The 25,143-nt window shown below is 48.2% G+C and carries 23 protein-coding genes and 2 tRNA genes; 9 read left to right on the plus strand and 16 right to left on the minus strand.

What is annotated here, in order from left to right; all coding sequences use genetic code 11:
- The first annotated feature begins 157 nt into the window (after window positions 1-157).
- The 3 genes from Q0V82_RS13070 to hrpA all read left to right on the plus strand — a co-directional run bounded on the left by Q0V82_RS13070 (window position 158) and on the right by hrpA (window position 5,613).
- A tRNA-Asp gene (locus tag Q0V82_RS13070) sits at window positions 158-234 on the plus strand.
- 204 nt (window positions 235-438) lie between these two features.
- Window positions 439-1,596: a PAS domain-containing protein gene (locus tag Q0V82_RS13075; protein WP_297576447.1), complete on the plus strand. Its 1,158-nt coding sequence runs from the start codon at window positions 439-441 to the stop codon at window positions 1,594-1,596.
- Between the two features lie 69 nt (window positions 1,597-1,665).
- Entirely contained in the window at window positions 1,666-5,613 is a 3,948-nt protein-coding gene (gene hrpA, locus Q0V82_RS13080) for an ATP-dependent RNA helicase HrpA (RefSeq protein WP_297576449.1), read from the plus strand.
- 178 nt (window positions 5,614-5,791) lie between these two features.
- Here the strand turns inward: hrpA and Q0V82_RS13085 are convergent, their stop codons facing one another.
- Window positions 5,792-5,932 carry a hypothetical protein gene (locus tag Q0V82_RS13085; RefSeq protein ID WP_297576451.1) on the minus strand — a complete coding sequence of 47 codons (141 nt, stop codon included), beginning with the start codon at window positions 5,930-5,932 and terminating at the stop codon, window positions 5,792-5,794.
- A gap of 291 nt (window positions 5,933-6,223) precedes the next feature.
- Between Q0V82_RS13085 and Q0V82_RS13090 the strand changes: the two genes are divergently transcribed.
- The gene (locus Q0V82_RS13090; RefSeq protein WP_297576452.1) at window positions 6,224-7,537 is read left to right on the plus strand and encodes an anaerobic C4-dicarboxylate transporter family protein; all 1,314 of its coding nucleotides are present in this window, start codon (window positions 6,224-6,226) and stop codon (window positions 7,535-7,537) included.
- Window positions 7,538-7,830: 293 nt separating this feature from the next.
- Here Q0V82_RS13090 and Q0V82_RS13095 read toward each other — a convergent pair whose 3' ends face one another.
- Both Q0V82_RS13095 and Q0V82_RS13100 read right to left on the minus strand, forming a co-directional pair.
- Window positions 7,831-8,040, minus strand: a complete 210-nt coding sequence (locus Q0V82_RS13095) for a YbdD/YjiX family protein (protein ID WP_374758548.1) — start codon at window positions 8,038-8,040, stop codon at window positions 7,831-7,833.
- Entirely contained in the window at window positions 8,033-10,105 is a 2,073-nt protein-coding gene (locus Q0V82_RS13100; protein ID WP_297576453.1) for a carbon starvation CstA family protein, read from the minus strand. The genes Q0V82_RS13095 and Q0V82_RS13100 overlap by 8 nt, the downstream gene beginning before the upstream one ends.
- A 355-nt stretch (window positions 10,106-10,460) precedes the next feature.
- On the opposite strand from Q0V82_RS13100, the gene Q0V82_RS13105 reads away from it, so the two are divergent.
- The gene (locus tag Q0V82_RS13105; protein WP_297576455.1) at window positions 10,461-11,780 is read left to right on the plus strand and encodes a lytic polysaccharide monooxygenase; all 1,320 of its coding nucleotides are present in this window, start codon (window positions 10,461-10,463) and stop codon (window positions 11,778-11,780) included.
- 52 nt (window positions 11,781-11,832) lie between these two features.
- On the opposite strand, the gene hisN is transcribed toward Q0V82_RS13105, so the two are convergent.
- Window positions 11,833-12,615 carry a histidinol-phosphatase gene (hisN, locus tag Q0V82_RS13110; RefSeq protein WP_297576457.1) on the minus strand — a complete coding sequence of 261 codons (783 nt, stop codon included), beginning with the start codon at window positions 12,613-12,615 and terminating at the stop codon, window positions 11,833-11,835.
- Between the two features lie 354 nt (window positions 12,616-12,969).
- On the opposite strand from hisN, the gene bfr (Q0V82_RS13115) reads away from it, so the two are divergent.
- The 3 genes from bfr (Q0V82_RS13115) to Q0V82_RS13125 all read left to right on the plus strand — a co-directional run bounded on the left by bfr (Q0V82_RS13115) (window position 12,970) and on the right by Q0V82_RS13125 (window position 14,900).
- On the plus strand, window positions 12,970-13,443 hold the full coding sequence (gene bfr, locus Q0V82_RS13115) for a bacterioferritin (protein ID WP_297576459.1): 474 nt from the start codon (window positions 12,970-12,972) through the stop codon (window positions 13,441-13,443).
- 11 nt (window positions 13,444-13,454) lie between these two features.
- Entirely contained in the window at window positions 13,455-13,922 is a 468-nt protein-coding gene (bfr, locus tag Q0V82_RS13120) for a bacterioferritin (protein WP_297576461.1), read from the plus strand.
- 228 nt (window positions 13,923-14,150) lie between these two features.
- Window positions 14,151-14,900: a YdcF family protein gene (locus Q0V82_RS13125; RefSeq protein WP_297576462.1), complete on the plus strand. Its 750-nt coding sequence runs from the start codon at window positions 14,151-14,153 to the stop codon at window positions 14,898-14,900.
- 191 nt (window positions 14,901-15,091) lie between these two features.
- Here the strand turns inward: Q0V82_RS13125 and Q0V82_RS13130 are convergent, their stop codons facing one another.
- The 7 genes from Q0V82_RS13130 to Q0V82_RS16590 form a co-directional block, all read right to left on the minus strand.
- A complete protein-coding gene (locus tag Q0V82_RS13130; protein WP_297576463.1) occupies window positions 15,092-15,490 on the minus strand; it encodes a VOC family protein in 399 nt (132 codons plus the stop codon).
- Window positions 15,491-16,324, minus strand: a complete 834-nt coding sequence (locus Q0V82_RS13135) for a CheR family methyltransferase (RefSeq protein WP_297576465.1) — start codon at window positions 16,322-16,324, stop codon at window positions 15,491-15,493.
- 49 nt (window positions 16,325-16,373) lie between these two features.
- A complete protein-coding gene (ubiD, locus tag Q0V82_RS13140; RefSeq protein ID WP_297576467.1) occupies window positions 16,374-17,900 on the minus strand; it encodes a 4-hydroxy-3-polyprenylbenzoate decarboxylase in 1,527 nt (508 codons plus the stop codon).
- Window positions 17,901-17,962: 62 nt separating this feature from the next.
- Entirely contained in the window at window positions 17,963-18,853 is an 891-nt protein-coding gene (locus tag Q0V82_RS13145; RefSeq protein WP_297576469.1) for a D-hexose-6-phosphate mutarotase, read from the minus strand.
- A gap of 58 nt (window positions 18,854-18,911) precedes the next feature.
- A complete protein-coding gene (locus Q0V82_RS13150) occupies window positions 18,912-19,328 on the minus strand; it encodes a MaoC family dehydratase (protein ID WP_297576471.1) in 417 nt (138 codons plus the stop codon).
- A gap of 94 nt (window positions 19,329-19,422) precedes the next feature.
- On the minus strand, window positions 19,423-20,247 hold the full coding sequence (locus Q0V82_RS13155) for a dienelactone hydrolase family protein (RefSeq protein ID WP_297576473.1): 825 nt from the start codon (window positions 20,245-20,247) through the stop codon (window positions 19,423-19,425).
- Window positions 20,248-20,430: a DUF4870 domain-containing protein gene (locus Q0V82_RS16590; RefSeq protein WP_374758549.1), complete on the minus strand. Its 183-nt coding sequence runs from the start codon at window positions 20,428-20,430 to the stop codon at window positions 20,248-20,250.
- A 373-nt stretch (window positions 20,431-20,803) separates the two neighbouring features.
- Here Q0V82_RS16590 and Q0V82_RS13160 point away from each other — a divergent pair, with 373 nt between their 5' ends.
- The gene (locus Q0V82_RS13160) at window positions 20,804-21,607 is read left to right on the plus strand and encodes an enoyl-CoA hydratase-related protein (protein ID WP_297576474.1); all 804 of its coding nucleotides are present in this window, start codon (window positions 20,804-20,806) and stop codon (window positions 21,605-21,607) included.
- Here the strand turns inward: Q0V82_RS13160 and Q0V82_RS13165 are convergent.
- From Q0V82_RS13165 to Q0V82_RS13185, 5 genes are all read right to left on the minus strand, one after another.
- Entirely contained in the window at window positions 21,594-21,776 is a 183-nt protein-coding gene (locus tag Q0V82_RS13165; protein WP_297576475.1) for a hypothetical protein, read from the minus strand. The genes Q0V82_RS13160 and Q0V82_RS13165 overlap by 14 nt on opposite strands.
- A gap of 150 nt (window positions 21,777-21,926) precedes the next feature.
- Window positions 21,927-23,762, minus strand: a complete 1,836-nt coding sequence (locus Q0V82_RS13170; RefSeq protein ID WP_297576476.1) for a peptidylprolyl isomerase — start codon at window positions 23,760-23,762, stop codon at window positions 21,927-21,929.
- A gap of 127 nt (window positions 23,763-23,889) precedes the next feature.
- Window positions 23,890-23,966: transfer RNA gene (locus Q0V82_RS13175), tRNA-Asp, on the minus strand.
- Window positions 23,967-24,035: 69 nt separating this feature from the next.
- A complete protein-coding gene (locus Q0V82_RS13180) occupies window positions 24,036-24,308 on the minus strand; it encodes an HU family DNA-binding protein (protein ID WP_173531936.1) in 273 nt (90 codons plus the stop codon).
- Between the two features lie 152 nt (window positions 24,309-24,460).
- On the minus strand, window positions 24,461-25,143 hold a 683-nt coding region (locus Q0V82_RS13185), incomplete at its 5' end, for a S16 family serine protease (RefSeq protein WP_297576477.1).

The raw sequence follows: 25,143 nt of genomic DNA on the forward strand, positions 1-25,143 counted from the left end.
GAGCGCCTGCCTTACAAGCAGGATGTCGGCGGTTCGACCCCGTCACGACCCACCATTTTCTTGAAGTAAATTTACCTCACGGCAAATTAAATAGTTCACCGCGCTTAAGCAGCGATTTGAATTTTTTTATGTGATGTAAAGTTGTCAATACCGCTGCGGAGTGGTAGTTCAGTTGGTTAGAATACCGGCCTGTCACGCCGGGGGTCGCGGGTTCGAGTCCCGTCCACTCCGCCACATCCCAAGCATATCCTGTTGTTTCTCCTGATATTTACTTAAAATTTCATATTCAAGACATAGCAATCACGTTAAGATTGCAGCCACTCTATCTATTCAAATGGCATGCGCTCATTGCTTATGATCCCAAATCCGTCTACGTCAAAAATCAAAGCACGCAGTCAAATTGGGCCAGCTCGTTTGCTCATTTATATCGCCATTAGCATGAGTCTGTTTATTTTGATGACGACTTTTGCCGCCCAAAGCCAGATCACCGCATCAAGCCAAGTCTTGATTGGCATTAATCTAGTCTTGATTTTAGCGGCACTCATTACGGCACTGATTATTTCCAAACCTAAGCCAGAGCTCATTCCACAAGCCAGTCAACACAGCACGATTGTTCCTCCTGCCCAAGCCACCGATACGCTCGCGGCTTTGCCTGACTTAATCTGGACCATTGACTATGCCAGCCGTCGTGTCACCGCGCAAAACCAAGCACTCAACGACAATCACCCCGACGGCGTAGCGCAAAGCAAGCTGGCCATCTTGTTTCCTGCGCGTGTTTCACGCCAATTTTTAGAATGTTTAATTAAGATTCAAAACACCCAAACCGCACAACGTTTTGAGTATCAGTTAGACAATACCGAAATCACCTTTGAAGCGAGGCTAGCGCCACTGACCGCTCGCAGCTGTGTGGTGATTATTCGCGATATTTCTAGCACCAAAGCTATTGAAGCCGCACTTTTTCAACAGCAGCGTTTTACTCAGCAAATTTTAGATGCCAACCCTAGTCTGATTTTCGTTCGAGACAAGCATCGCCGCTTCTTATTGGTGAATCAAGCAACGCAATCATTACTGGGGCATGAGCTACTAGTTCAATCGCACATGGGGCTAGACGAAGATACCTCGATTTTAACTGCTGGCGACGATGAGGTATTGCAACATGGCAATACCGTGCGCCTCGAAGATTGCTGCACCCTACACAATGGTCGAACACATTGGTTTGACCTCACCAAAATCCCATTAGAGCGTGAAGGGCAAATCTATATTTTGACCATTGCCATCGACATCACCCATCTGAAAGAATCCGAACAAGCCCAAGTTGGCACCAGCCATCTGGTTCGCGCCATGGCCGACGTATTGCCACAGCCTTTCTTATTGGTTGAAAACGAAATCATTCAATTTGCCAATGTTGCCGCTTGCACACGTCTTGGCCTAAGCGCAGATAAAATCATTGGTGAGTGCATTAGCCAGCTAGCCATGGGTGACAATAAATACGCCAATCTAACGCACCTGAAGACCCCGCAAGGCGAAGCCATTCATTGCGAGCTGCATAAAGTCGATCGTGGCAATCAAAATACCCACTTAATTACGCTGCATTAAGCCTTCTACCTAGAATCAGCGAGCAACATGCTAAAATTAGCGCTTTAGTGCCTTTTAAGCCTCGCTGCAATGAATCTGGATTTTCGCGCCCTACGCGCACACCTCGCTGACTGTCTATCCAATGACTACCCCGCGCTTTCTCGCCAACTCCAGCAATGCAGTGATCGGCAGAAAAAGCAGCAAGATTTCGCGCCGCAACTGGTCGAGCTGACCGCCGGAATCGAAAAGTCCCTCGCCAAAGCGCAGCTGCGCCGCGACAATCTGCCCAAACCTGAATACGACGACAGTCTGCCGGTCAATCAGCGGCGCGACGAGATCAAAGCGGCGATTGCCAAGCATCAAGTAGTGATTATTTGCGGCGAAACCGGCTCGGGTAAAACCACCCAACTACCGAAAATTTGCCTCGAACTGGGCCGTGGTGTCCGTGGGCTGATTGGCCACACTCAGCCACGTCGCCTGGCAGCCCGCTCGGTCGCCAGCCGTATCGCGCAAGAACTCCATAGCGAAACCGGCGGCATCGTCGGCTATAAGATCCGGTTTACCGATAAAAGCTCACCGTCGTCATACATCAAATTGATGACCGACGGGATTTTGCTCGCCGAAACGCTATCTGATCGCTACCTCAATCAATACGACACCATCATCATCGACGAGGCGCACGAACGCAGCTTAAATATTGATTTCCTGCTCGGCTACCTCAAACAATTACTACCGCGCCGCCCCGACCTCAAAGTCATCGTCACTTCGGCAACCATTGATTCGGATCGCTTTAGCCAGCATTTTAATAATGCGCCGGTACTTGAAGTCTCTGGCCGCACCTTCCCAGTTGAAGTGCGCTACAAAGCACTCGCCAGTAAGGATGAAGACGACCAAGAAATCGAAATGGAAGAAGCCATCGCCCAAGCGGTGGATGAGTTGTGGCGCAAAGACGGTAGCGGCGATGTGCTGGTGTTTTTGCCTGGCGAGCGCGAAATCCGCGAAACCGCCGAAGAACTACGCAAAGCCAAATTGCGTGACGCTGAAATTTTGCCGTTGTTTGCCCGACTCTCCAATGAAGACCAGCAACGGATCTTTCGCCCCAGTAGCACAGGCCGACGTATCGTGCTGGCGACCAATGTGGCCGAGACTTCCCTCACAGTACCCGGCATCCGCTACGTGATCGACAGTGGCCAAGCGCGAATTAACCGCTATAGCCCACGCGCCAAAGTCGAGCAATTGCTGATCGAAAAAATCTCGCAAGCGTCAGCTCGCCAGCGCGCAGGTCGTTGCGGGCGCGTCGCCAGCGGCATTTGCGTGCGCTTGTATTCTGAGCAAGATTTTTTGCTGCGTTCGGAATTTACCGACCCAGAAATTACCCGCTCCAGTTTAGCCGGCGTTATTTTGCGCATGGCCGCGCTTAAACTGGGCAATATCGATCAGTTTCCTTTCTTGGAAGCGCCGTCGAGCAAACTCATCTCGGATGGGTATCAACAGCTACGCGAGCTAGGTGCTGTTACCGAGAGCGATACCCTCACTGATATCGGCCGACAATTGTCCCGCCTACCGGTAGACCCCCGCGTTGGCCGCATGCTGCTGGCTGGGCGTGATGAGGGTTGCCTCAAAGAAATGCTGATTATTACCTCAGGCTTGTCGCTACAAGATCCACGCGAGCGCCCGTATGACGCCCGCGCGGCAGCCGATCAAGCGCACGCCAAGTTTAATGAAGAAAAATCCGACTTTTTATCCTATCTGCGTTTGTGGGATTTCTTTGAAAAACTACTGGCCGACAAAACCACCAACCGTCAGCTAGTCCAAGATTGTCACCGCTCGTTCTTGTCCTACTTGCGCTTACGCGAATGGCGCGAGCTACACAAACAGTTGTCCGATATGGTGATTAGCGATGAAGCAGCCGATTCGCGCAGCCGCAGTGCACCGTTCCGCCTAAACGAAAAGCCCGCGACATTTGAGCAAATTCACAAAGCCTTGATGACCGGCTTGCTGGGTAATTTGGGATTTAAACAACCAGAAAACGACGAATACCTTGGCGCTCGCGGCCTTAAATTTAATGTGTTTCCCGGCTCTAGCCTGAAAAAATCCCGTCCAAAATGGATTGTCGCCGCTGAACTGGTTGAAACCAGCAAGCTGTACGCGCGCTGCGTTGCAGTGATTGAACCGGAATGGGTGGAAAAACTAGCGCCGCATCTGATCAAAAAGCAATACTTTGATCCGCACTGGAGTAAAGACAGCGCGCAAGTGAATGCATCGCTACGTATTACGCTGTATGGCTTACCAATTGTCGCGCGCCGGCAAGTACACTATGGGAGTATCAATCCCGCTGAAGCGCGCGAGATGTTTATTCGCGAAGCCTTAGTGCGCTTTAATTACAACTCCAAAGCCAAGTTTTTTGAACATAACTTTGCCATGCTGCTCGACGTTGAAGAGCTCGAGCACAAAGCGCGCCGCCAAGACGTCTTGGTCGATGAAAACGCCTTATTTGCTTTTTTTGACACTCGCATTCCGCAAGATATTGTCAATGGCGCCGGCTTTGAAGCTTGGCGTAAAGGCGCAGAAAAACTCAATCCGCAACTGCTGTATCTGCAAAAAGACGATTTAATGCAGCACAGCGCAGCGGCGGTGACTGAGGAGCAATACCCTGAGTTTTTCCGCCTGCATGATGTCAAACTGCCACTGGGGTATCGCTTTGAACCCGGCCATACCCTTGATGGTGTGACCATTACCCTGCCCTTGCATTTACTGAATCGCGTCAATCACGCCACTTTTGATTGGCTGGTACCGGGGCTGATTCGCGAAAAAATCACGCTATTGATTAAGTCGCTACCCAAATCAATCCGTCGCCTGTGTGTACCGGTGCCTGAATTTGCCACCAAAATGCTCACCGCCCTCGAAACGGCCAGCCGTGAAGAGCCGTTATTACCGCAACTGGCGCAATGCATTACCCGTGGCGTAGGGCAACCCGTGAGCGCTGACGAGCTCAACCCCAATGATTTACCGCTGCATTTGCGAATGAACTTCCGGGTGATCGACGATGCGGGGCAAGAACTCGCCCAAGGCCGTGACTTGATCGCGATTCGCGCCCAATTGGGCGAAGCGGCCCAACTCACCTTTCGCGATACGGCCGATGAAACCACCGGCATTGAAAAATCGGGCATCACCAAATGGGATTTTGGTGACCTGCCGAATAAACTGAGCTTTAAGCGCCATGGTAAAGCCATGACCGGCTATCCTGGCCTCGTGCCCGACGAAGAAATCGCCGCTGATGGTAGCCGCAAAGACTGCGTGGCCATCCGCTTATTTGATACCGAACATGCCGCCGATGAAGCGCATCGCGCCGGTGTAATTCAACTCTTGCAATTTGAGCTAAAAGATCACCTCAAACAACTGCCGAAAAGCCTGCCCAACTTTAATCAACTGGCGATTCATTTTCGTAGCCTTGGCAATAGCGATGAGCTAATGGCCGACGTGATTGGCTGTATTTGCAACCGCGCTTTTCTTGGCGACGATGAAGCGCCACGCAAAATGAAGGCATTTAACGAACAAAAAAGCCGCGCTCGCGTGCGCCTACCCTCGGTGCGAGATGGCGTATTGCGGATATTAAATGAGATTGCTCCTGACTTTGTCGCCCTCAGCAGCTTATTAGCCAAAGGTGGCAATATTCAAAATGAGCTTAAAACCCAATTGGCCACGCTGATTTATCCGGGATTTTTAAGCGCAACCCCGTGGGAGCAAATGCCGCGTTTGCCGCTGTATATCAAGGCGATGAAAATACGCTTAGAAAAACGCGCGCAAAATCCATCGCGAGACGGTCAACGGGGTGCCGAGGTCAATGAGTTAATGGCGCGGTATATCGCTGAAATCGGCAAGTGGCAAAAAGAAGGTCGTGATACCGCGAAATTACTGCCGTTTAGATGGATGCTTGAAGAATTGCGCATTGGCCTTTTTGCGCAAGAATTAAAAACGCCATATCCGGTATCGCTCAAGCGCTTAAACAAAGTATGGGATGAACTCACCAAGCGCTAAATTGAAGCCCATTTTAATCTAGAGCGGATGTTAGACTATCAGGGTATTGCCAGCTTGGCTTTTATTGAAAGCACGTTGCTGGCAATACCCTGTTTAATTGTTGAGTTATTGACTGTGCTGTTTGACGACCAGATGTCGCATTAGGGCATTAAAACCAATCAAAAAAAATCAAAACAACTCACTCGCGCTGACTTGGCTCGCATTCTGGCACCACAGATTGATTTGGAAAGGCACTTTTTTTCCACGGCAGTAGCCAAGCGGCAATTGGAAAAAAAGTTGCGGCAAAAAGCACTAACATAAACCAGGTTTCGTCAGACATGATCGCCTCCTAAGTGGGATTCACATCTTTATATTAAGTGAGCGCCGCGTATTTTTTTATAAAAAAGTCAGCTCAGCGTCTAAAAATGACATAAAAAAGACAGTTCAAACGTAATAAATTCATCAATACAGTAAGCTGACGTTAGCAAACCAGCGTGATGCCTCCTAAGCTAAAGCAAAGTGCCTGATGTCGGCGTAAATATTACCCTTACCCTCCAAATAGTCGAACCGGACAAAGCCAACCGCAGGCTTTTATGGCAGCATTGCGCCCCTTCTGATTGAGGATAACGTTTTGATTGCTCTTGAATTATTAGTCGTCTTATCGGCGATCTTACTCGGCGCGCGAATATCCGGAATTGGCCTTGGCGTCATGGGCGGCCTAGGTTTGACGATTTTGGTATTTGGTTTTGGTTTACAACCCACCTCGGCCCCGATCGATGTCATGCTGATGATTATCGCGGTGATCACCACAGCGGGCTGTTTACAAGCAGCCGGGGGTATGGACTTTCTGGTGCGCATTGCCGAAAAAATCCTGCGCCGTAATCCCAAGCGAATTACTTTTTTTGCGCCTTTAGTCACCTACTGCTTCACTTTATTTGCCGGTACTGGCCATGTGGCGTATGCGGTTTTGCCGGTGATTGCCGAAGTAGCGCATGAATCGGGCGTTCGCCCTGAGCGACCTTTATCGATTGCGGTGATTGCATCGCAAGCGGCGATTACCGCCAGCCCGATCTCTGCGGCAACTGTGGCGCTGCTGGCCTTATTATCGCCAGCGGGGATTCATTTAGGCGATATTTTGCAAATCGCCATTCCGGCTACCTTAATCGGCACCATGGCCGGCGCTTTAATGGCCAGCCGCCAAGGTTGCGAGTTGCATCTGGATCCGGTGTACCGCGAACGCCTGGAACGTGGTGATTTTGCGCAAGAAAAAAATCGTGAGCAAAAGACGCTTCCCCAAGGCGCTCGCCGTTCAGTCGGGCTGTTTTTTGTGGCCGTGGTCAGCGTGGTGTTACTGGGTACGTTCCCCGAGCTGCGTCCATCGTGGGTGGTTGATGGCGCAACGATCAAGCTCAATATGTCGCAAGCCATTGAAATGGTGATGCTCTCTGCCGCTGCATTGATTTTAATCAGCAGTAAAGTGAACCCTGAAGAAGTCATTAAAGGCTCGGTATTTCGCGCAGGTTCTGCCGCCGTGATCGGGATTTTTGGTGTGGCTTGGATGGGAGACACCTTTATTCAAGGCAATTTGGCGTTTTTCTCTGGCTCGATCAAAGACATTGTGACTGCGCAGCCTTGGCTATTTGCCGTGGCGCTATTTGGGATGTCGATTTTACTCTACTCGCAAGCGGCCACCATTCGCGCCATGCTGCCACTCGGGATTGCTTTAGGGCTACCAACACCCGCCTTGATTGCGATGTTCCCCAGTGTGAATGGTTATTTCTTTATTCCCAACTACCCCACCGTCATCGCTGCGATCAATTTTGACCGCACCGGAACGACGAAAATCGGCAAATACCTGCTCAATCATAGCTTTATGCTGCCCGGCTTAGTGTGCTCAATTACGTCGGTCGCCAGTGGCTTTGTTTTAATTAAGTTTTTGTTTTAAGCCCTAGGGTCTGTTGACGTTGGGTTTTCCGTAACGGGTAAACCCAACGTCAACAGAGCCTCGTTCACGCCAGAGACCGCGATCTACTGATCGCCCGCTGGCGTAACCGACATCGCGCAAATCACCTCGTCGCTCTTCGCCGAAATTACCTTGGGTATTAACCCACAGTCCTTATAAAATAAAGCACATACACTGATACCCCGTATCAACCTGCAAGTACCCGCCCAGAATTTAATGATTTTCCCCATAAAAAAACCGCCTAATTTCAGGCGGTTTTACGGAAAAATGTCAATTTAGCAGGGGCATTTACTTAGCTTGCCGCTTTTGCCCGGATAACGCGCGTCGATGGCCGCACGATAAAACGCTTTTTTATCCATAGGCGTAATTTCCGGATGCTTGGCTGCCATATGTGCCAAATAGTGCGCATAATCTTGCACCCCAACCATCAAGCGAAAAGTCTGCTGAATGCGCTGCGCTAACATCAACAACGGCGCTTTAGGCATTGGCCGGTGCCTCATCGCCACGCAATTGCAACTCAGCTTCTTGTACCGTCAAATGCTCAGCCTGCCATGCCTTATGAATCACCCGCAGCGCCGCCAACAGCATGGTAATGACAATCGCCATAAAAATAGCGCACAGACTGGCATTGACATAATCATTGACGATAATTTGCTGCATTTGCACGGCGGTTTTCGCCGGAGCGAGTAACTCACCTTGTGCCAGTGCCGTTTTGAATTTATCGGCATGCGCCAAAAAGCCGATTTTCGGACTGGCATTGAATAATTTATGCCAGCCTGCCGTCATCGTAATCACCAAAATCCACAGCGTGGGCAGTAAAGTCACCCAGATATAACGCTGTTTTTTCATTTTTACCAACACCGTGGTCGCCAAAATCAGCGCAATCCCTGCCAGCATTTGATTAGCAATCCCAAATAAAGGCCACAAGGTATTAATCCCGCCGAGCGGATCAATGACCCCTTGGTACAAAAAGTAGCCCCAGCCCGATACCGCCAAGGTGGTGGCAATCAAGTTTGCGGGCCAGCTTTGCGTATTGCCTAATGCCGGAACAAACGTGCCTAATAAATCCTGAATCATAAATCGGCAAACGCGGGTACCGGCATCGATGGTAGTTAAAATAAACAGCGCTTCAAACAAAATGGCAAAATGATACCAAAAGGCCATCGCGGTAGGGCCGCCAAAGACTTGGCTTAAAATATGCGCCATACCCACGGCGAGTGTTGGCGCGCCACCGGCACGGCTCAAGATCGTCGTTTCACCGACATCTTTGGCCATTTGCGTTAGCATTTCGGGGGTAATGATATAGCCCCAGCTCGAAATCACCGTAGCGGCTTCTGCTGCAGTTTTGCCAATCAGCGCTGCTGGCGCATTCATCGCAAAATAAATCCCCGGCTCAAGCACGCAAGCGGCAATCAAAGCCATCACCGCCACAAAGGATTCCATCAACATCGCGCCATAGCCAATTGGCCGAATATGGCTTTCGCGCTCGATCATTTTTGGCGTGGTGCCAGAAGCCACCAGCGCATGAAATCCCGATACCGCACCACAGGCAATGGTGATAAACAAAAACGGAAAAATACTGCCAGCAAACACCGGGCCAGAACCATCAATAAACTGCGTCACACTTGGCATTTTTAAAGTCGGTGCCACGTAGATAATCCCAATGGCCAAACCGACGATGGTGCCGATTTTCAAAAACGTCGACAAATAATCCCGTGGCGCAAGCAATAGCCAAACCGGCAACACCGAAGCGACAAAGCCATAAATAATCAGCGACCAAGCCAAGGTTTCGCCTTTGAGCGTGAACATCGCCGCCATAGCTGGGTTTTGCGCCACATCACCGCCGTAAACAATCGCCAGCATCAACAAAACAAAACCAATGATCGAGATTTCAGCGATTTGTCCGGGCCGGATATAGCGCATATAAATGCCCATAAAAAAGGCAATTGGAATGGTCGCCGCAATGGTAAAGGTACCCCAAGGACTACCCACCAGCGCCTTCACCACCACCAAGGCCAAGACCGCTAGCAAAATCACCATAATCAGCAAAATGCCAATCATCGCAATCACACCGGCCACCGAGCCTAATTCGGCCTTAATCATTTCCCCCAAGGACTTACCATCGCGTCGGGTAGAGATAAATAAAATAATCATATCCTGCACCGCACCAGCCAACATCACGCCAGCCAGCAGCCATAAAGTGCCGGGCAAATAGCCCATTTGCGCCGCAAGCACCGGCCCCACTAAAGGCCCTGCCCCCGCAATCGCAGCAAAATGGTGACCAAACAACACCCATTTATTGGTCGGTACATAATCCAAGCCATCACTGTGCTTTTCTGCCGGAGTGAGGCGTTGATCGTTGAGCTCTAAGACTTTCTCCGCAATAAAGCGGCTATAAAAGCGATAAGCAATCGCATAACACGACATCGCAGCCACAATCAGCCACACCGCGTTAATGGATTCACCTCGATTGAGCGCAATCGTGCCAAAAGCGGCCGCGCCCATTAAAGCAATAAAAAGCCACATGGCTTTTTCCTTGATACTCTGCATTTTTCAACTCTCCTGTGACTCAAATAAAAACGCTTATGCCTGCGTCATTACTGTGGTTTTCCCACTAACTTACCGCTCAGGTCAATAAAAAGCAGTTTCACTGTGGCTTTAGCATCGTAGTGTTTTTTTAGTGATTGCTGAGCAACTGGGGTAAAAACCGACGTTCAAGTCATTCTATACAGCAACAAAAAGTGGTCTCACGCCGTGAGTAAAGCACAATGCAACACCTTGTAAGAAACAGTTGTTATGCCTTTAGCCTAATGCTAAATTAGCGCGACTTAGCTGAGTTATTCAATATTATCAAAAGCTTAAATAACGCAGACTAAGAATAAAAAATAACAATTGGAGAAGACGAATGAATAAAAAACAACTTTCTGGCTTACTCGCCAGCAGCTTTTTAGTCTCAAGTGGCGCACTACTCATGCCGCAAATGGTCTCAGCGCACGGTTCAATGGAAGTGCCGGTGAGTCGTGGATTAAGCTGTTTTAATGAAGGCCCAGAAACACTCAAGTCGGCCGCTTGCCAAGCGGCAGCCGCCACTTCAGGCAAACAAATGCTTTACGATTGGCCCGGTGTAAGCCAATTGCCCAATGGCAATCACCAAGCCTTTGTGCCAGATGGTCAGCTGTGCGGTGGTGGTCGCAGCGATTACGCGGGTTTAAATTTAGCCCGCACCGACTGGGCGACAACGCCCATCGCGCCGGATGCCAACGGTAATTTTGAGTTTGTTTTCAATGGCACTGCACCACATCAAACCCGCGATTGGCAGTTGTTTGTCACTCGTGATGGCTGGAATCCCAATGCCGCATTGAAATGGGCTGATTTAGAAAAATTTTGCACTTTGGGCAATCTGCCCGTCGACAGCAATAAACGCTATAAATTGCAATGCAAATTACCGGCCAAAAAAGGCCCGCATATTATCTATTTGGCGTGGCAACGCAGCGACAGCACCGAAGCATTTTATGCTTGCTCTGATGTCAACTTCACGGGGGGCGTTTCGACCTTTAAAGAGCTTGGGCAAATTCGTTCGGCACAAGACTTAAGCGCCAATACCAAGGTCACTTTCCGTTTATTTGATCAAGATGGGCGCGACCTAGAAAGCACCAGCACCACATTGGGCTTTGATGCTTTCACCGGCTTGCAAACCAATCTTGCGGCGAACTGGCCTTTTGCCTTGGCCCAACAAGTCAATAGCGTGTCCAAATATGTCAGCATTGGCGTATTGCAAAGCAATAACACCATTAGCCCAGTAAAAAGCACGCAAGATAACCGCGTTTATAATCGCAGCGGCTTAACCGTGAGCTATCAAATTGATATCGCAGCGCCGGGTGGCGTAACACCAACGCCGGTACCAAGTGCGACGCCAACCGCCAAGCCAAGCACCAGCCCAACGCCAACACCGACCGCTCAACCAAGCGCGAGCCCAACAGCCACGGCGACCCCAACAGCCACGCCAAGCGCTAGCCCAACAGCAACGCCAACGCCAGTAACCCCAACGACTAGTCCTGCCGCGACTTGCGCTCCGGCTTGGAATACTGCGACCACCTATGCCGCGCCCAATAGCAAAGTGAGCTATAACGGCCGCCTGTATAGCAATAAATGGTGGACTGCCGGTGAAGTGCCAACGGCTTCTGGCCAATGGGGCGTCTGGAAAGACCTCGGTATCTGCAAATAAACCACGCTTGAACTAGGCCCAAAAATAGCCCGTTAAAAAACGGGCTATTTTTTTAAGCGTTGTGCATCGCCGCTAAAGCCAATTGATGCAGCACAGGCCCATTACTTGCAATCACCTGCCCGACTGAATTCTTAACTAAAGCTTGCCCTTGCCAATCGGTCATCATGCCGCCAGCGGCAATCACCACCGGGGCAACCGCAGCAAAATCATGCAGCTTTAAGCCCTCTTCAATCACCACATCCAAGCCGCCGGTCGCAACCAAAGCATATTGATAGCCATCGCCGCCGTAAACGGTAAAGCGCGCTTGCGCTTGAAATGGATTAAATAACGCCCAACTTTGCGGCGTAAAATACTGCGGCCCCGTCGTTCCCACTCTCGCTCGCGCCAAATCACTAATTTGACTGACCGTAATGGCGTCACCATTAAGGGTGCAACCTTGGCCAATCACCCCCAGCCAACGCTCTTTGGCAATCGGTTGATTAATCAAGCCCAACACGGGCTGGCCTTGGTAGAGCAATCCGATCAAAGTCACAAATAACGGTCGACCGGTGATAAAGGCTTTGGTGCCATCAATCGGGTCGAGCACCCAAACCCAATCGGCGTTTTCTCGCTCAGCGCCAAACTCTTCGCCAATAATCCCCTCGTCGGGCCGTTCGGCCTGAATCAAAGCACGCATCACTTGTTCTGCCTCACGGTCGGCCTGAGTCACCGGGCTATCGTCAAGCTTATCGTCAATCGCCAAACCGGTACGGTAATAGCGGGCAATCACCGCCGCGCTGGCATCGGCCAGCTTTTGAGCAAAAGCAATGTGTTCTGGGCTTGCAATCACAGCCATCTCCATGAGTCAAAATGGAGTAATTTTACGATGATTTGATGACAGACAGTATGCCCATAGCAGTAAATTCAATTTAATTATCACGCCAGCCGCTCAATCCATGCAAGATTGCGGCGAATCATCAGCCCATCAGGGCGCATCACAAAAAATTGAAATTCCCGACTAAAAGAGTACACTTTTACAAGCGTTGCAAGCGCACTGCGACTTGACTGTGCCGTCATGGCTTATCCGCCAATCAGGCGCTTCAATTTAACGCCGCACGCGGGTCATCATGGCGTGATCAACTCAATGAAGCCATGATTTAAAAAGACGAATCACTCAGGCAAACCAACTCTTTAGCCTCTGGAGCGAACAATGCAAGGCGATAAAAAAATACTCAAAGTACTCAATGGCGTACTCGGCAATGAATTAATTGCCATCAATCAAACCTTTTTACACGCCCGAATTTATAAAAACTGGGGCTATCAACACCTCAATCGCCAGGTTTACCATCAATCAATTGAGGCCATGAAACAAGCCGACAAACTCATTGAACGTATTTTGTTCTTAGAGGGGCTGCCCAATCTGCAAGAGCTAGGCAAGCTACTCATCGGCGAAGACGTTGCCGAAATGTTAGCCTGTGATTTAAAACTCTATAGCGGCATGCTCGATACGCTGCGCGCAGCGATTAAGGCGTGTGAACAAGCGCAAGACTATGTCAGCCGCGATCTTTTGGCCCATCTTTTAGAAGAGGAAGAAGAGTACGTCGACTGGCTAGAAACCCAACAAACCCTCATCAAAGACATGAGTTTGGCTAACTATCTGCAATCACAAGCTTTTGGCGAATAAGGAAATACACCATGCAAGGTCATCCCGCAGTTATACAAGCACTCAATAGCTTACTCGCTGCTGAGCTGAGCTCAATTGATCAGTATTTTATCCATAGCCAGATGTATCACAACTGGGGCTATGACAAACTGTTTACCCGTATCGATCATGAGCGCCAAGATGAGATTGGCCATGCCACACTACTCATCAAGCGCATTTTATTTTTAGATGGCACGCCCAATATGGCGGAGCGCACGCCATTACGCATCGGCCAAAATGTCGCGCAAATGCTACAGCTAGATTTAGATACCGAATATGACGTGGCTAGCGCGCTCAAACAATCGATCGCAGTTTGCGAAAAAGAACACGATTATGTCACGCGCGAAATATTGCTCACCTTACTTGAAGATACCGAGCAAGATCACGCGCATTGGTTAGAACAACAATTATTATTGATTCGCCAAATCAGTTTGGAAAACTATCTGCAATCACAGATGTAAACAAAAGCAGCAAGTCTGCGCCGACTCGAGCTATAGCCTTAGATCGAGTCGGTTTTTTTATGACCGTATTTGCTTCTAAAGCATACTAGATACCGCGTATAACAAGATACCCACGTAAATAACTGCAAGCCACCACCACGCATTGAGCGCTGGCGCACGACCATCTCGCAGCAATTTTACGCTGATCGCTTTTGCCATTAAACTACATTCTTTTGCCCTGAGTCAGCAATGGCATTTAGCGTCTTACTAAAAACCATCATTAGCAGTTTTTTGCTGCCGCCGGGCGGCTTGATCATCTTGCTCGTCGTGGCTTTTTTATTGCGCCATCGGGCGCCCAAATGGAGTTCGGGCTTATTTTGGAGCGCGATATTGGCTCTGTATGTACTCAGCACCCCCTTAATGAGTCATACACTGGCCAGTCAGATTGAACTACAAGCGACGCACCAATTCAATCCGCAGGCTACCGCGATGGTGGTACTCGGAGGTGGCAAGCGTTTTGGCGCTCAGGATGTCGCCGAAGGCGAAAGCATTAATAATGTGACCCTTTCTCGCTTACGCTACGCCGCAAAAATTCATCGGATCACGCATTTGCCCATTTTAGTCAGCGGCGGCTCACCGCAAGGCGGTATCAGCGAAGCCGAGCTGATGCAGCAAAGTTTACTCGACGATTTTAACGTAACCAGCCAATGGCTTGAATCCGCCTCAAACGATAGCGCGGACAATGCAACTCAAAGCGCTCGATTATTACTTCCGCAGCATCAAAATATACTGCTAGTGAGCTCAGCCGATCATTTACCGCGCGCGACGCGTAGCTTTGAAAAAGCGGGATTTACTGTTTTTCCAGTACCGACAGATTATCACCATGACGAAGCATTGAGCCCAGTCAGCTTTGTACCAAGCGCCAAGCATTTAGCCACCAGTAGCAATGCTTTGCGCGAGTTACTCGGGCAAATTTGGTACCAGCTGAGGAAAATATAAGCGGCATCTAAGTTTGACCGTCAGCAGCGCGTTGAGCTTAGAAATCAAAATCAGCGCACGCATAAGCCCACCCATGAAGACATCTCAATCATTTACGAAATAACAATCTCACAAAACTATAGGTATTGCCAGCAAAGCAATATCTAAATTTAGCTACAAGGCAATACCTAAGAGATCGAAACGATTACTTTCTAAGAATACGCAAAATCGGGATGCCAGACGACTTCCCAAAGATGGCCATCTGGGTCGGCAAAAAAGGCGCAATAGGCGCCCCATTTCGCCCAATGCGCAGCCTTGAGTAAGACCGCGCCACCTTGCAAAGCCTGCTCCAGCAATTGATCCACCTCGATCGCGTCAGCGACATTGTGCGCCAAGGCGGTGCGCCCTAAGCCGGCAGAGGGCAAGCTCACGCCGAGATCCATCGCCAATGCATCCACTGAATACAGCGCCAATTGCAACGTTGAGAAGTCAAAAAAAACCACTTGCTCAGTGACTTTACGCGGCGTTAACCCCAGCGCATCGCGATAAAAAATTAATGCTCGATTTAAATCGGTGACTGCCAAGGTAATAAAACTAATTCGAGCCTGCATTTATCGAATCGGATGACTAGCGGGGACTAATTCGTAGACTGTTTTACCCTGCAATTTAAAATACTCAGCAGCATGGTATAAATTTTCTGAATGCCCAACAAACAACAAACCAGCAGGTTTGATTAAAGGTGCAAATCGTTGCAATATTTTGAGTTGCGTCGATTTATCAAAATAAATCATCACATTGCGACAAAATATGGCATCAAATTGTCCACGAATCATCCAATTGCTTTCAATTAAATTGAGTTTACGAAATACGATCATATCGCGTAGCTCTTGCTTTAATTGATAGCGGCCATCGGCTTGCTGATTAAAAAATCGACTCACTCGTTGCGGGCCTAATTTTTGCACTTCTTCCGCAGGATAAACCCCCAAACGCGCCACATCGAGCACATTGGTATCTAAATCGGTGGCCAAGACTTTCACTGGCGGGCGCAAACTATCAAATGCTTCGCACGCGGTAATTGCAATTGAATATGGCTCTTCCCCAGTACTCGAAGCTGAGCACCAGATATTAATGATGCCCACAGTACGCAAATTTTTTAATTGCTGATTAAGAATATCAAAATGATGCGCTTCACGAAAAAATGAAGTGAGATTGGTGGTTAATGAATTGGTAAATAATTCAAATTCCTTCGGATCTCCCCGCTCCAAAACGTGCAAATAATCATTAAACGATTGTAAATTTAATGCGCGCAAGCGTTTTGCCAATCGGCCGTAAACCATATCTTGCTTTGAACTCGCCAGCGCAATACCGGCGTAGTTGTAAATCAGGGCGCGCACTTTTTCAAAGTCCGCCTCAGTAAATTGAAACTCACGATGACTAGATAACATATTGCGATTTCCAGAAATAAGCACTGAGTATTAAGCTATACAGCATATTTCATTTCAACCCTAGTTCATTCCAAATTGCATCAATTCTTGCTACAGCGCCAGCATCACGTTCAATCACCCGCCCCCATTCCCGATTGGTTTCACCAGGCATTTTATTGGTGGCATCCAAACCCATTTTGCCACCCAAGCCCGAAATCGGACTAGCAAAGTCTAGATAATCAATCGGCGTATGCTCAACCAGCGTGGTATCGCGTACCGGATCCATGCGAGTGGTAATGGCCCAAATGACTTCTTTCCAATCGCGGCAGTCGACATCATCATCAACAATAATGATGTATTTAGTGTACATAAACTGTCGCAAATAAGACCAAACACCAAACATAATACGTTTAGCATGGCCAGGGTATTGTTTCTTAATCGAGACAATCGCCATCCGATAGCTGCAACCTTCTGGCGGCAAATAAAAATCGACGATTTCAGGAAATTGCTTTTGCAAAATAGGAATAAACACTTCATTCAGTGCCACGCCCAAGATGGCGGGCTCATCAGGCGGTTTACCGGTGTAGGTACTGTGATAAATCGGATCCGGCCGGCTAGTGATACGCTCAACTTCAAACACAGGGAACCAATCTTGCTCATTGTAATACCCCGTGTGATCGCCATACGGGCCTTCTAAGGCATGTAAAAACCCATTCACTTCTTTGAGCTGTGTACCATGTTCAGAAAAGCCAGTAAAGCCCGTTTCGCACGCTTTCAGCACGCCCTCTAAGATAATTTCCGCGCTAGCTGGTACTTGTAAATCAGAACCGATGCATTTCACCAGTTCGGTTTTGCTACCACGCAATAGCCCAGCAAATTGATATTCGCTGAGTGAATCAGGTACCGGCGTTACCGCGCCAAGAATGGTGGCTGGATCGCAGCCCAGTACCACGGCGACGGGATAGTCAACGCCGGGATTTTGCTTGGCATGCTCACGAAAGTCGAGTGCGCCGCCACGATGAGCCAGCCAGCGCATAATTAATTGGTTTTTAGCAATTAGCTGCTGGCGATAAATACCCAAATTTTGCCGCTTTTTATTCGGCCCACGGGTGACCACCAAGCCCCAAGTAATCAGCGGCGCAACATCCCCCGGCCAGCAATGTTGAATCGGCAGCTGGGTTAGATCAACATCAGTACCAGCAACAACGTTTTCTTGGCAAAGCCCTTTGCGCACTACTTTGGGTGCCATATTGAGCACTTGCTTTAAGAGCGGCAGTTTCTCCCAGGCGTCTTTAAAACCTTTAGGTGGTTCAGGTTCTTTAAGGTAAGCCAAGGTATGGCCGATGTCTCTAAGTGCAGAGACTTCTTGTGCCCCCATCCCCAATGCCACGCGGCGTGGCGTACCAAATAAATTGGCCAACACCGGCATCGTATGGCCGGTGACGTTTTCAAAAAGAACGGCAGGGCCTTGGGCACGTAAAATACGATCACACAGTTCGGTCATTTCCAACCGTGGCGAAACCGGAACCTGAATCCGCTTTAATTCACCTTGCACTTCCAATTGCGCCATAAAGTCACGTAAATCATGGTATTTCATACTCTAGCCACCCAAAAAAATGCCCGGTGCTGACCGGGCGTAGTCGTCATCGATGACTTGATTTAAACCGATAAGCGCATTGTCGCGGTATGTGTGTCGCCTGCAGCCAGCACGAGCGCATTATCAAATACGTCGCCACGTTCAACGCAGACGAATGTTTGATTCACACCTGCGCCAATATCGCCAATATTGACCGCATGTGCGCCCGGATTCCAAACAACAGCACTGTGCGTATCGCTAACAATTTGGATGCTACGCTGAGCAGTCACAATTTTTTGCTCGGCAGGCACATTTAAATACACCCGGTCGGTGGTGCCAGAAAAAGTCATCTCACCCGTTTGCAATAAACGTAAATGCTCGCCGACGGTATCAATATATTCGCAGCCCGCTAAGCCTTGCACAGCAACCTGGGTATAGTCTTGAACTGCAAAGTAGCTATGGAACGCGTAGCTATACGGTAGGGACGTATCACTGCGGTTTTCTATTTTTAAACTTAAATCCAAACAACGCCCAACTTGGATGGTCAATTCAAACTCAAATGCATGTGGCCAAATCGCCAACGTTTGTGCATTGTCTTGCAAGCATAAAACCAGCTCGGTGCTACCATCGGCTAAATTTTGCGCAGAGCGCAACTGCCAATCCATTGTGCGAGCAAAGCCATGCGAAGGTAAACCATCAGGATGACCACCAAACCATGGCATGCACAGCGGAATGCCGCCGCGAATCGCTTTGGCTGGCTTAAAAATGGCATTGGGTGACAACCAAAGCAAATCTTGGCCTTGCGCCGGAATGTATGAAATCAAGTGCGCGCCTTGCAGTGCCAACACGGCCGAGCCCAAGGTATTTTCGACCACCAATAGGGCTAAGCCTTCGCCCTCGGTTTGATAAAATGCGCTCGACGTTGTCAGGCGGACACCCTTCACTGACGCTAACACTGCTTCGATTGGCTTCATTTGCAACAACTCCATCGCCATGCGGCTTATTTTAATTGATAGCCGCACTCAAGCGGCATTACTTTTGTTCCGGCACCCAGACCAAGGCGTCGCCAGTCAGAACGACTTCACCCTTAACCCAGCATTCGGTCAATAATTTTACTCTTTGCTTTTCGAGCTGTATCTCAAGCACCGTGACCCGCGCCGTCACCGTATCCCCGATGCGTACAGGCTTCACAAAGCGCAAATTTTGCCCCATATAAATACAACCTGGGCCAGGTAATTTGGTGCCAATGACGGTTGAAATCAAACTGGCGGTTAGCATGCCATGGGCAATTCGCCCTGCAAACTGAGTTTGACTGGCAAACTCTTCATCAATATGCATCGGATTATTGTCACCACTGATCCCTGCGAAAAGTACAACATCGGTTTCAGTTAGCGTTTTACGAAATTCATCCGAATCACCAATAACGATTTGATTCAAAAATCGAGTCATTGCAAACCCCTTATGCAGATAGATTAAACCTCAATCTGCTACATTAACCATGGTACAAGGGATGAGCAATCGTTTTATTAATACAGCGCAAAAATTAAGGCAAAGTGCTCGGTGGAATACCTTGAATACTGCGTTCAGGATCAAACCAGCGCGAAATCCATTTAAACGAGCGTCGCCATGCATCTTGCGCGGCCACTGAATTGGGGTTGGCACGTTTATCACTGATTTTATTCATTTGCAGTTTGCTTTTGTAGACCTCGGCATCGGCAAAATCATGCTCGGCATCGGGATAGCTCACTTGATGAAAGAGGTCTTGCCCTGATTTTTCACCTAAGCGCCGACAAGATTCGGCGGTGCTCTTTTTACCTTCTTCCCCAACCAGCAATAAGGTAGGCGCTGCGACCCGATAAGGTGAGCGACCTAAAAACATTTGGCAGTTTGGATAAAATGCAACGGCTGATTTAACGCCGGGCTCTCGTCGATTCATTAAGGCCAGCACCGTGCTTGCCCCATCAGACCAGCCAATCACCGCAATACGACTGGCATCCACTTCATTCCTGGCTTTAAGCCAAGCAATGGCAATCTGCGCATCATTGGCCCTTAAGCCAGTGTTTTTCCGTTTATTGCGATTTGAAAAACAACCTTGGCGCTTTCCTTTTGGCCCATTTTCGTCGAGCATCAAGATACCAAAATTCATTTCTTGCAATAACGAGGCCATTTTCATCAAGCGTTCATGATTAGAAGCTTGATTCTGCTCTAATCGATTACAGCCATGCAACAGCAAAACGGCTGGCCCCATGGGCTTGGGTGGCGCAAGGAAAACCCCCGACAGACTGACCTTGCCAGAATTAATCACCACCTCTTCGGCCAAAGCAGAGGTAGAAACAAGCAATAATAAGAAACTCAGAACAATTTTCATTTAAGCAATCAAACGTAGTGCAAAAGGAAATCGGTAGAGCCATCCTTTTCTTGCATTAATGGCTCCAAAAAGACAACAAACAACGCGCATACAATACAGCAAACCCGCCAGCAGCCCGCCCACAAAGGGAATCAAACTCGATACAAAGCGACAAAGCGACAAAGCGACAAAGTCATCAACCAATTGAGCGCTTCTTTACCGCTTGCTAAGACAAAGACATCATCACAAAAAAACCGCAACTGAACTTGGAATGACGCTAAAAAACAAAGTGAAGAGATAAACCAAGAGCACCACATTCTTACTGTACTGAGAAATCGAAGTTTGCAGCAAAAAAAACGTCCGCATCGGTAACTGATTTGAAGACAAAACGAGGTCTGCGACTTTACCACAGCGAGCAAGATGAACAAAGCCAATACGCGCAATGGCGCGGTCAATCCAAACGTTCTTCAACCGCCACCTTTGAAATAAAAATCTCCTAGCGCCAAAGGTATTTCTACGCTAAACCACCTAAGAACTTCCTATTTGGGAAGGATAAAACGATGCCGAGGTCTACATAATGGATCAAACAATCTATTGCAATATCGATCAACGCGGGGTTGCCACTATCACCCTCAATCGCCCCGCCACCCGAAATGCAATAGATGAAATGATGATTAGCGAACTCACCTCACACTTAATTGCTTTGCAGCAAAATCCACACATCAGAGCACTCATTCTTCAAGCGACGGGTCATTGTTTTTGTAGTGGCGCCGATTTAAATTGGATGAAGCGAGGCGCATCAGCCGATCCAGATCTTAATTTTGAAGACGCCATCCAGTTAGCCACTTTATTGCGCACACTTGATCGACTTCCAGTGCCTACAATCGCCCGCGTTCATGGCCCAGCATTAGGCATAGGCCTTGGCATTATTTCGTGCTGTGATTTAACGATTTGCACGCAAGATGCATGGTTTATGATCCCAGAAACCCGACTTGGCCTCATTCCTGCGATTGTTGGGCCTTATATTATCAACCGTATTGGCAGCAACGCAGCGCGCCGATATTTTTTGACTGCAGAAAAATTCAATAGCGTCGTTGCCCAGCAAATCGGATTAATGAATGAGCAGCATCAAGATATTGAACATATGGATGCACACATCGAACACTGGTTAAGCGAAATTGGTCAAAATAGTCCGCATGCCCTAGCGGCAACCAAGCGATTAATTACGTCGGTGAATCATCGTGCGATTGATGACGCCATGATTTCAGACACCGCACATCGAATTGCCCATATTCGAACTCACGAAGAGGCGCAAGAAGGACTCAATGCGTATTTAGAGCAAAGAGCCCCTTTTTGGCAAACCCAGATTAACTCACAATAAGCCATGGTCGAGGCCGAGGAATGGGTTGTTTTTCTTCAGATTCTGCAACAGAAAGCAAACGCAAAGCCAATTGTTGTGCATTGCTTTGTTCGTCTAACATCGGCTTAGACTTTGCGCCACGGTTTACGCAAAGTGCTTGGCCAGTGGACATATCTAAAATTGTCGTCATAGTGTGCTCCTCCATCAGGGTATTACGCATTGAGGAACGATAAAAAACTCGTCTTACGTTTTAATATATCGACTTGATTACTTTAAAATGCAATTTTTATTCAAAAAAAACGGCAGCTGCACGCTGCCGTTTTGACATCCATCGTTCGCCTTATTCTGCTTTAGGCTTTAATTGATACTTCACTTTGACATCTTTACGAATCGCATCAATAAAAGCGGCCATTTCAACTTGGCCATACATTTTGGCTAAGTTTTCTTGCATGCGGAACTGATCTTCTGCCGATAAAGCCGGCGCTTCAATGGCTTTAATCACTTTATAAATCACATAGCCACGACCAGGCACTGCGCCGCCAACATAGGACGGTAATTTACCGGTGTTGGCTTTAAAAATCGCTTTCAAATTCGCATCCGAAACCCCTTCAACAGCAATCCGCGTAAAGGCCTGCGGCTGCCCCCAAGTTAAATTCTCAACCTGCCCGGCTTGCAATGCGGCTAATTTTTTAGCGCCATCAGCCATCGCCAAAGCTAACGCTTTTTCTTGCTTTAGCTTTGCGGTAATTACTGGCGTGACTTCCAACAGTGTTTGAGTGCTTGCCGGTTTGTATTCTAAAACACGTGCCGAAATCCACTGACCCGGTGACACCTCTAAGGCCTCAGAATTATGCTTGGCTTTCAACACATCATCGGAATAAATCGCCTCAATCATTTTCGGATTGCCCAACAAAGGATCTGCTGCGTTTGAACGCGTCAACCAATCACTTTGTTTTACCGCTAATTTCAAGGCATCAGCAGTCGGCTTTAAGCTATTTGATTGCTGGTATACCAATTCGGTGAATTTCTCAATTTGAGCAGGAAATTGGCTTTGTGTTTTTTGCTGTTTCAGTTTTTCAACCACACTTGGTTTAACTTCGGCCAACGAAGCTGACTTCACAGCATTGAGTTGAATAATGTGAAAACCAAAATCTGTTTCAACCAAATTACTGATTTCGCCTTTATTTAATTTAAAAGCAATCTCATCAAATGGTTTAACCATCATCCCTTTGGCAAAAAAGCCAAGATCGCCACCATTAACAGCTGAGCCTGGATCTTGTGATTTTTGCTTGGCCAATTCAGCAAAGCGTGCTGGATTGGCTTTCACTTGCGCCAAAATTTCTTCCGCTTGCTTACGTGCAGCCGTTTTGTCGGCCGCTTTCGCGCTCTTATCCACTGCAATCAAAATATGGCTAGCCCGGCGCTCTTCTTTGGCCAGCTCTTGTTGATGCTCTGCAAAGTATTTTTCAATTTCAGCGTCGCTCACGGTTTGCGCTGCCGCTAAATCACTTTGTGACAACAATAAATACTCAACTTTGACCATTTCTGGTTTTTTGTAATCCGCCTGGTGAGCATCAAAGTATTTTTTTACTTCAGCATCAGAAACCGTCACTTGTGGCAAATATTGCTCGGCAGAGATCGTTGCCGTAGCCACTTCGCGCTTTTCAGCCATCAATTGATTGAGCTGCTGCATTGCCGCATTGGATACAAAACCAGTTTGCACAAAGCCATCCATCAACTGACGCATCACAATGTCTTGACGCATTTTTTCTTCAAAAATAGCTGGCGTCATTTGCTGAGAAGCTAAAATTTCCTGATAACGCTGATCATTAAATTGACCATCAACCTGAAAAGCAGGAATCTGCATAATCGCATTACGAACCAATTGATCCGGCGCGGCTAATTTAAGCGCGACTGCCCGATCTTGTAATAAGCGCTGGCGAACCAGCTGCTCAAGTACCATCGGTTTCATATTATCTGGAATCGCCTGATTGCCAATGGCTTCGGCAAGGTGCCGATCAGTAATTGTATAGCCACCTACTTTGGCTAAATAAGGCGTGCTTTCATCATCCATTGCGGTGTAACCAGAAAGGCCCAAACCCACTACCAAACCCAAAGAGACCAGCCCCAGTACCACGGTCACTGCGGTTTTATTCTTATTTACAATATCAAACATACCCAGCTAACTCCTGCTATTCATGCGCGTTATCATGCCATATTGCTGCGGCACTGTCTGTAAGCGAGTGGGATTTGCATCACCAAATAAAAAAAAGGACAAACTTGCGTTTGCCCTTTTCTTCATTTGGCGGAGTGGACGGGACTCGAACCCGCGACCCCCGGCGTGACAGGCCGGTATTCTAACCAACTGAACTACCACTCCATATCAAAAAATCACAGCAACTGAGGTATGCTCAGTGCTGTCATTTCAAATACCATGCAGCAAAAAAGCTTATTGAACAGCGTCTTTCAGTGACTTACCAGCGCGGAATTTAGGCTGCTTTGCCGCTGCAATCGTAATGCTTTCGCCGGTACGTGGATTGCGGCCAGTGCGCTCTTCACGCTCAGACACATAAAACGAACCAAAGCCAACTAAAGTCACTTCATCGCCACCTTTCAGTGCACCAGAAATAGCTTCAATAGTTGCATCCAGCGCTTTACCAGCTGCGGCTTTTGATAAGCCAGCAGATTCAGCGATTGCATCGATGAGTTCAGATTTATTCACTTACATCCCCTTTCAATTTAATTAAATTTAACTGTGATTTCGTTTGCTACAACGGTTATATCAAGCAGTAAAAATACGTGTCAACTACGCTTGATACTTTGTTGGGTAGTTTTAACGTCAACAACCCGTGGCAAAAACCCAAACTCAAACGCTTAATGTTTAATGCTTGGTTGCGGTGCTTCAGTTCCTTCAATCACTGGAACTTCCACAGCAATAACAGCCGCAGCCTCAGGCATACGCTCTAAAGCATGCGCCAATACGTCATCAAACCATTTGACGGAATGAATAGCAAGCCCTCGCTTCACATTGTCGGGAATTTCAGCCAAATCTTTGACATTTCCCTCTGGAATTAAGACTTGTTTAATCCCGCCACGATGCGCTGCGAGTAATTTTTCTTTCAAACCACCAATCGGCAATACTTCACCACGCAAAGTAATTTCACCGGTCATTGCAACATCGCAACGTACAGGTATACCTGTCAACACCGATGTTAATGCGGTTGCCAAGCCAATACCTGCCGAAGGTCCGTCTTTTGGTGTCGCACCTTCAGGCAAGTGAATATGCATATCATTTTTTTGATAAAACTCAGGATCAATCCCCAAGCTAACCGCGCGGCTACGCACCACAGACAACGCGGCCTGTATTGATTCTTGCATCACATCGCCCAGTTGACCCGTTTGTATCATTTTACCTTTACCTGGTAATTTGACCGCTTCAATGGTCAGCAACTCACCGCCCACTTCAGTCCAAGCCAAACCGGTCACTTGCCCAATCTGATTTTTTAATTCAGCAACGCCATATTCAAAACGATGCACACCGAGATATTTATCTAGGT

The organism is uncultured Deefgea sp. (genome assembly GCF_947072475.1).
GTDB lineage: Bacteria > Pseudomonadota > Gammaproteobacteria > Burkholderiales > Chitinibacteraceae > Deefgea.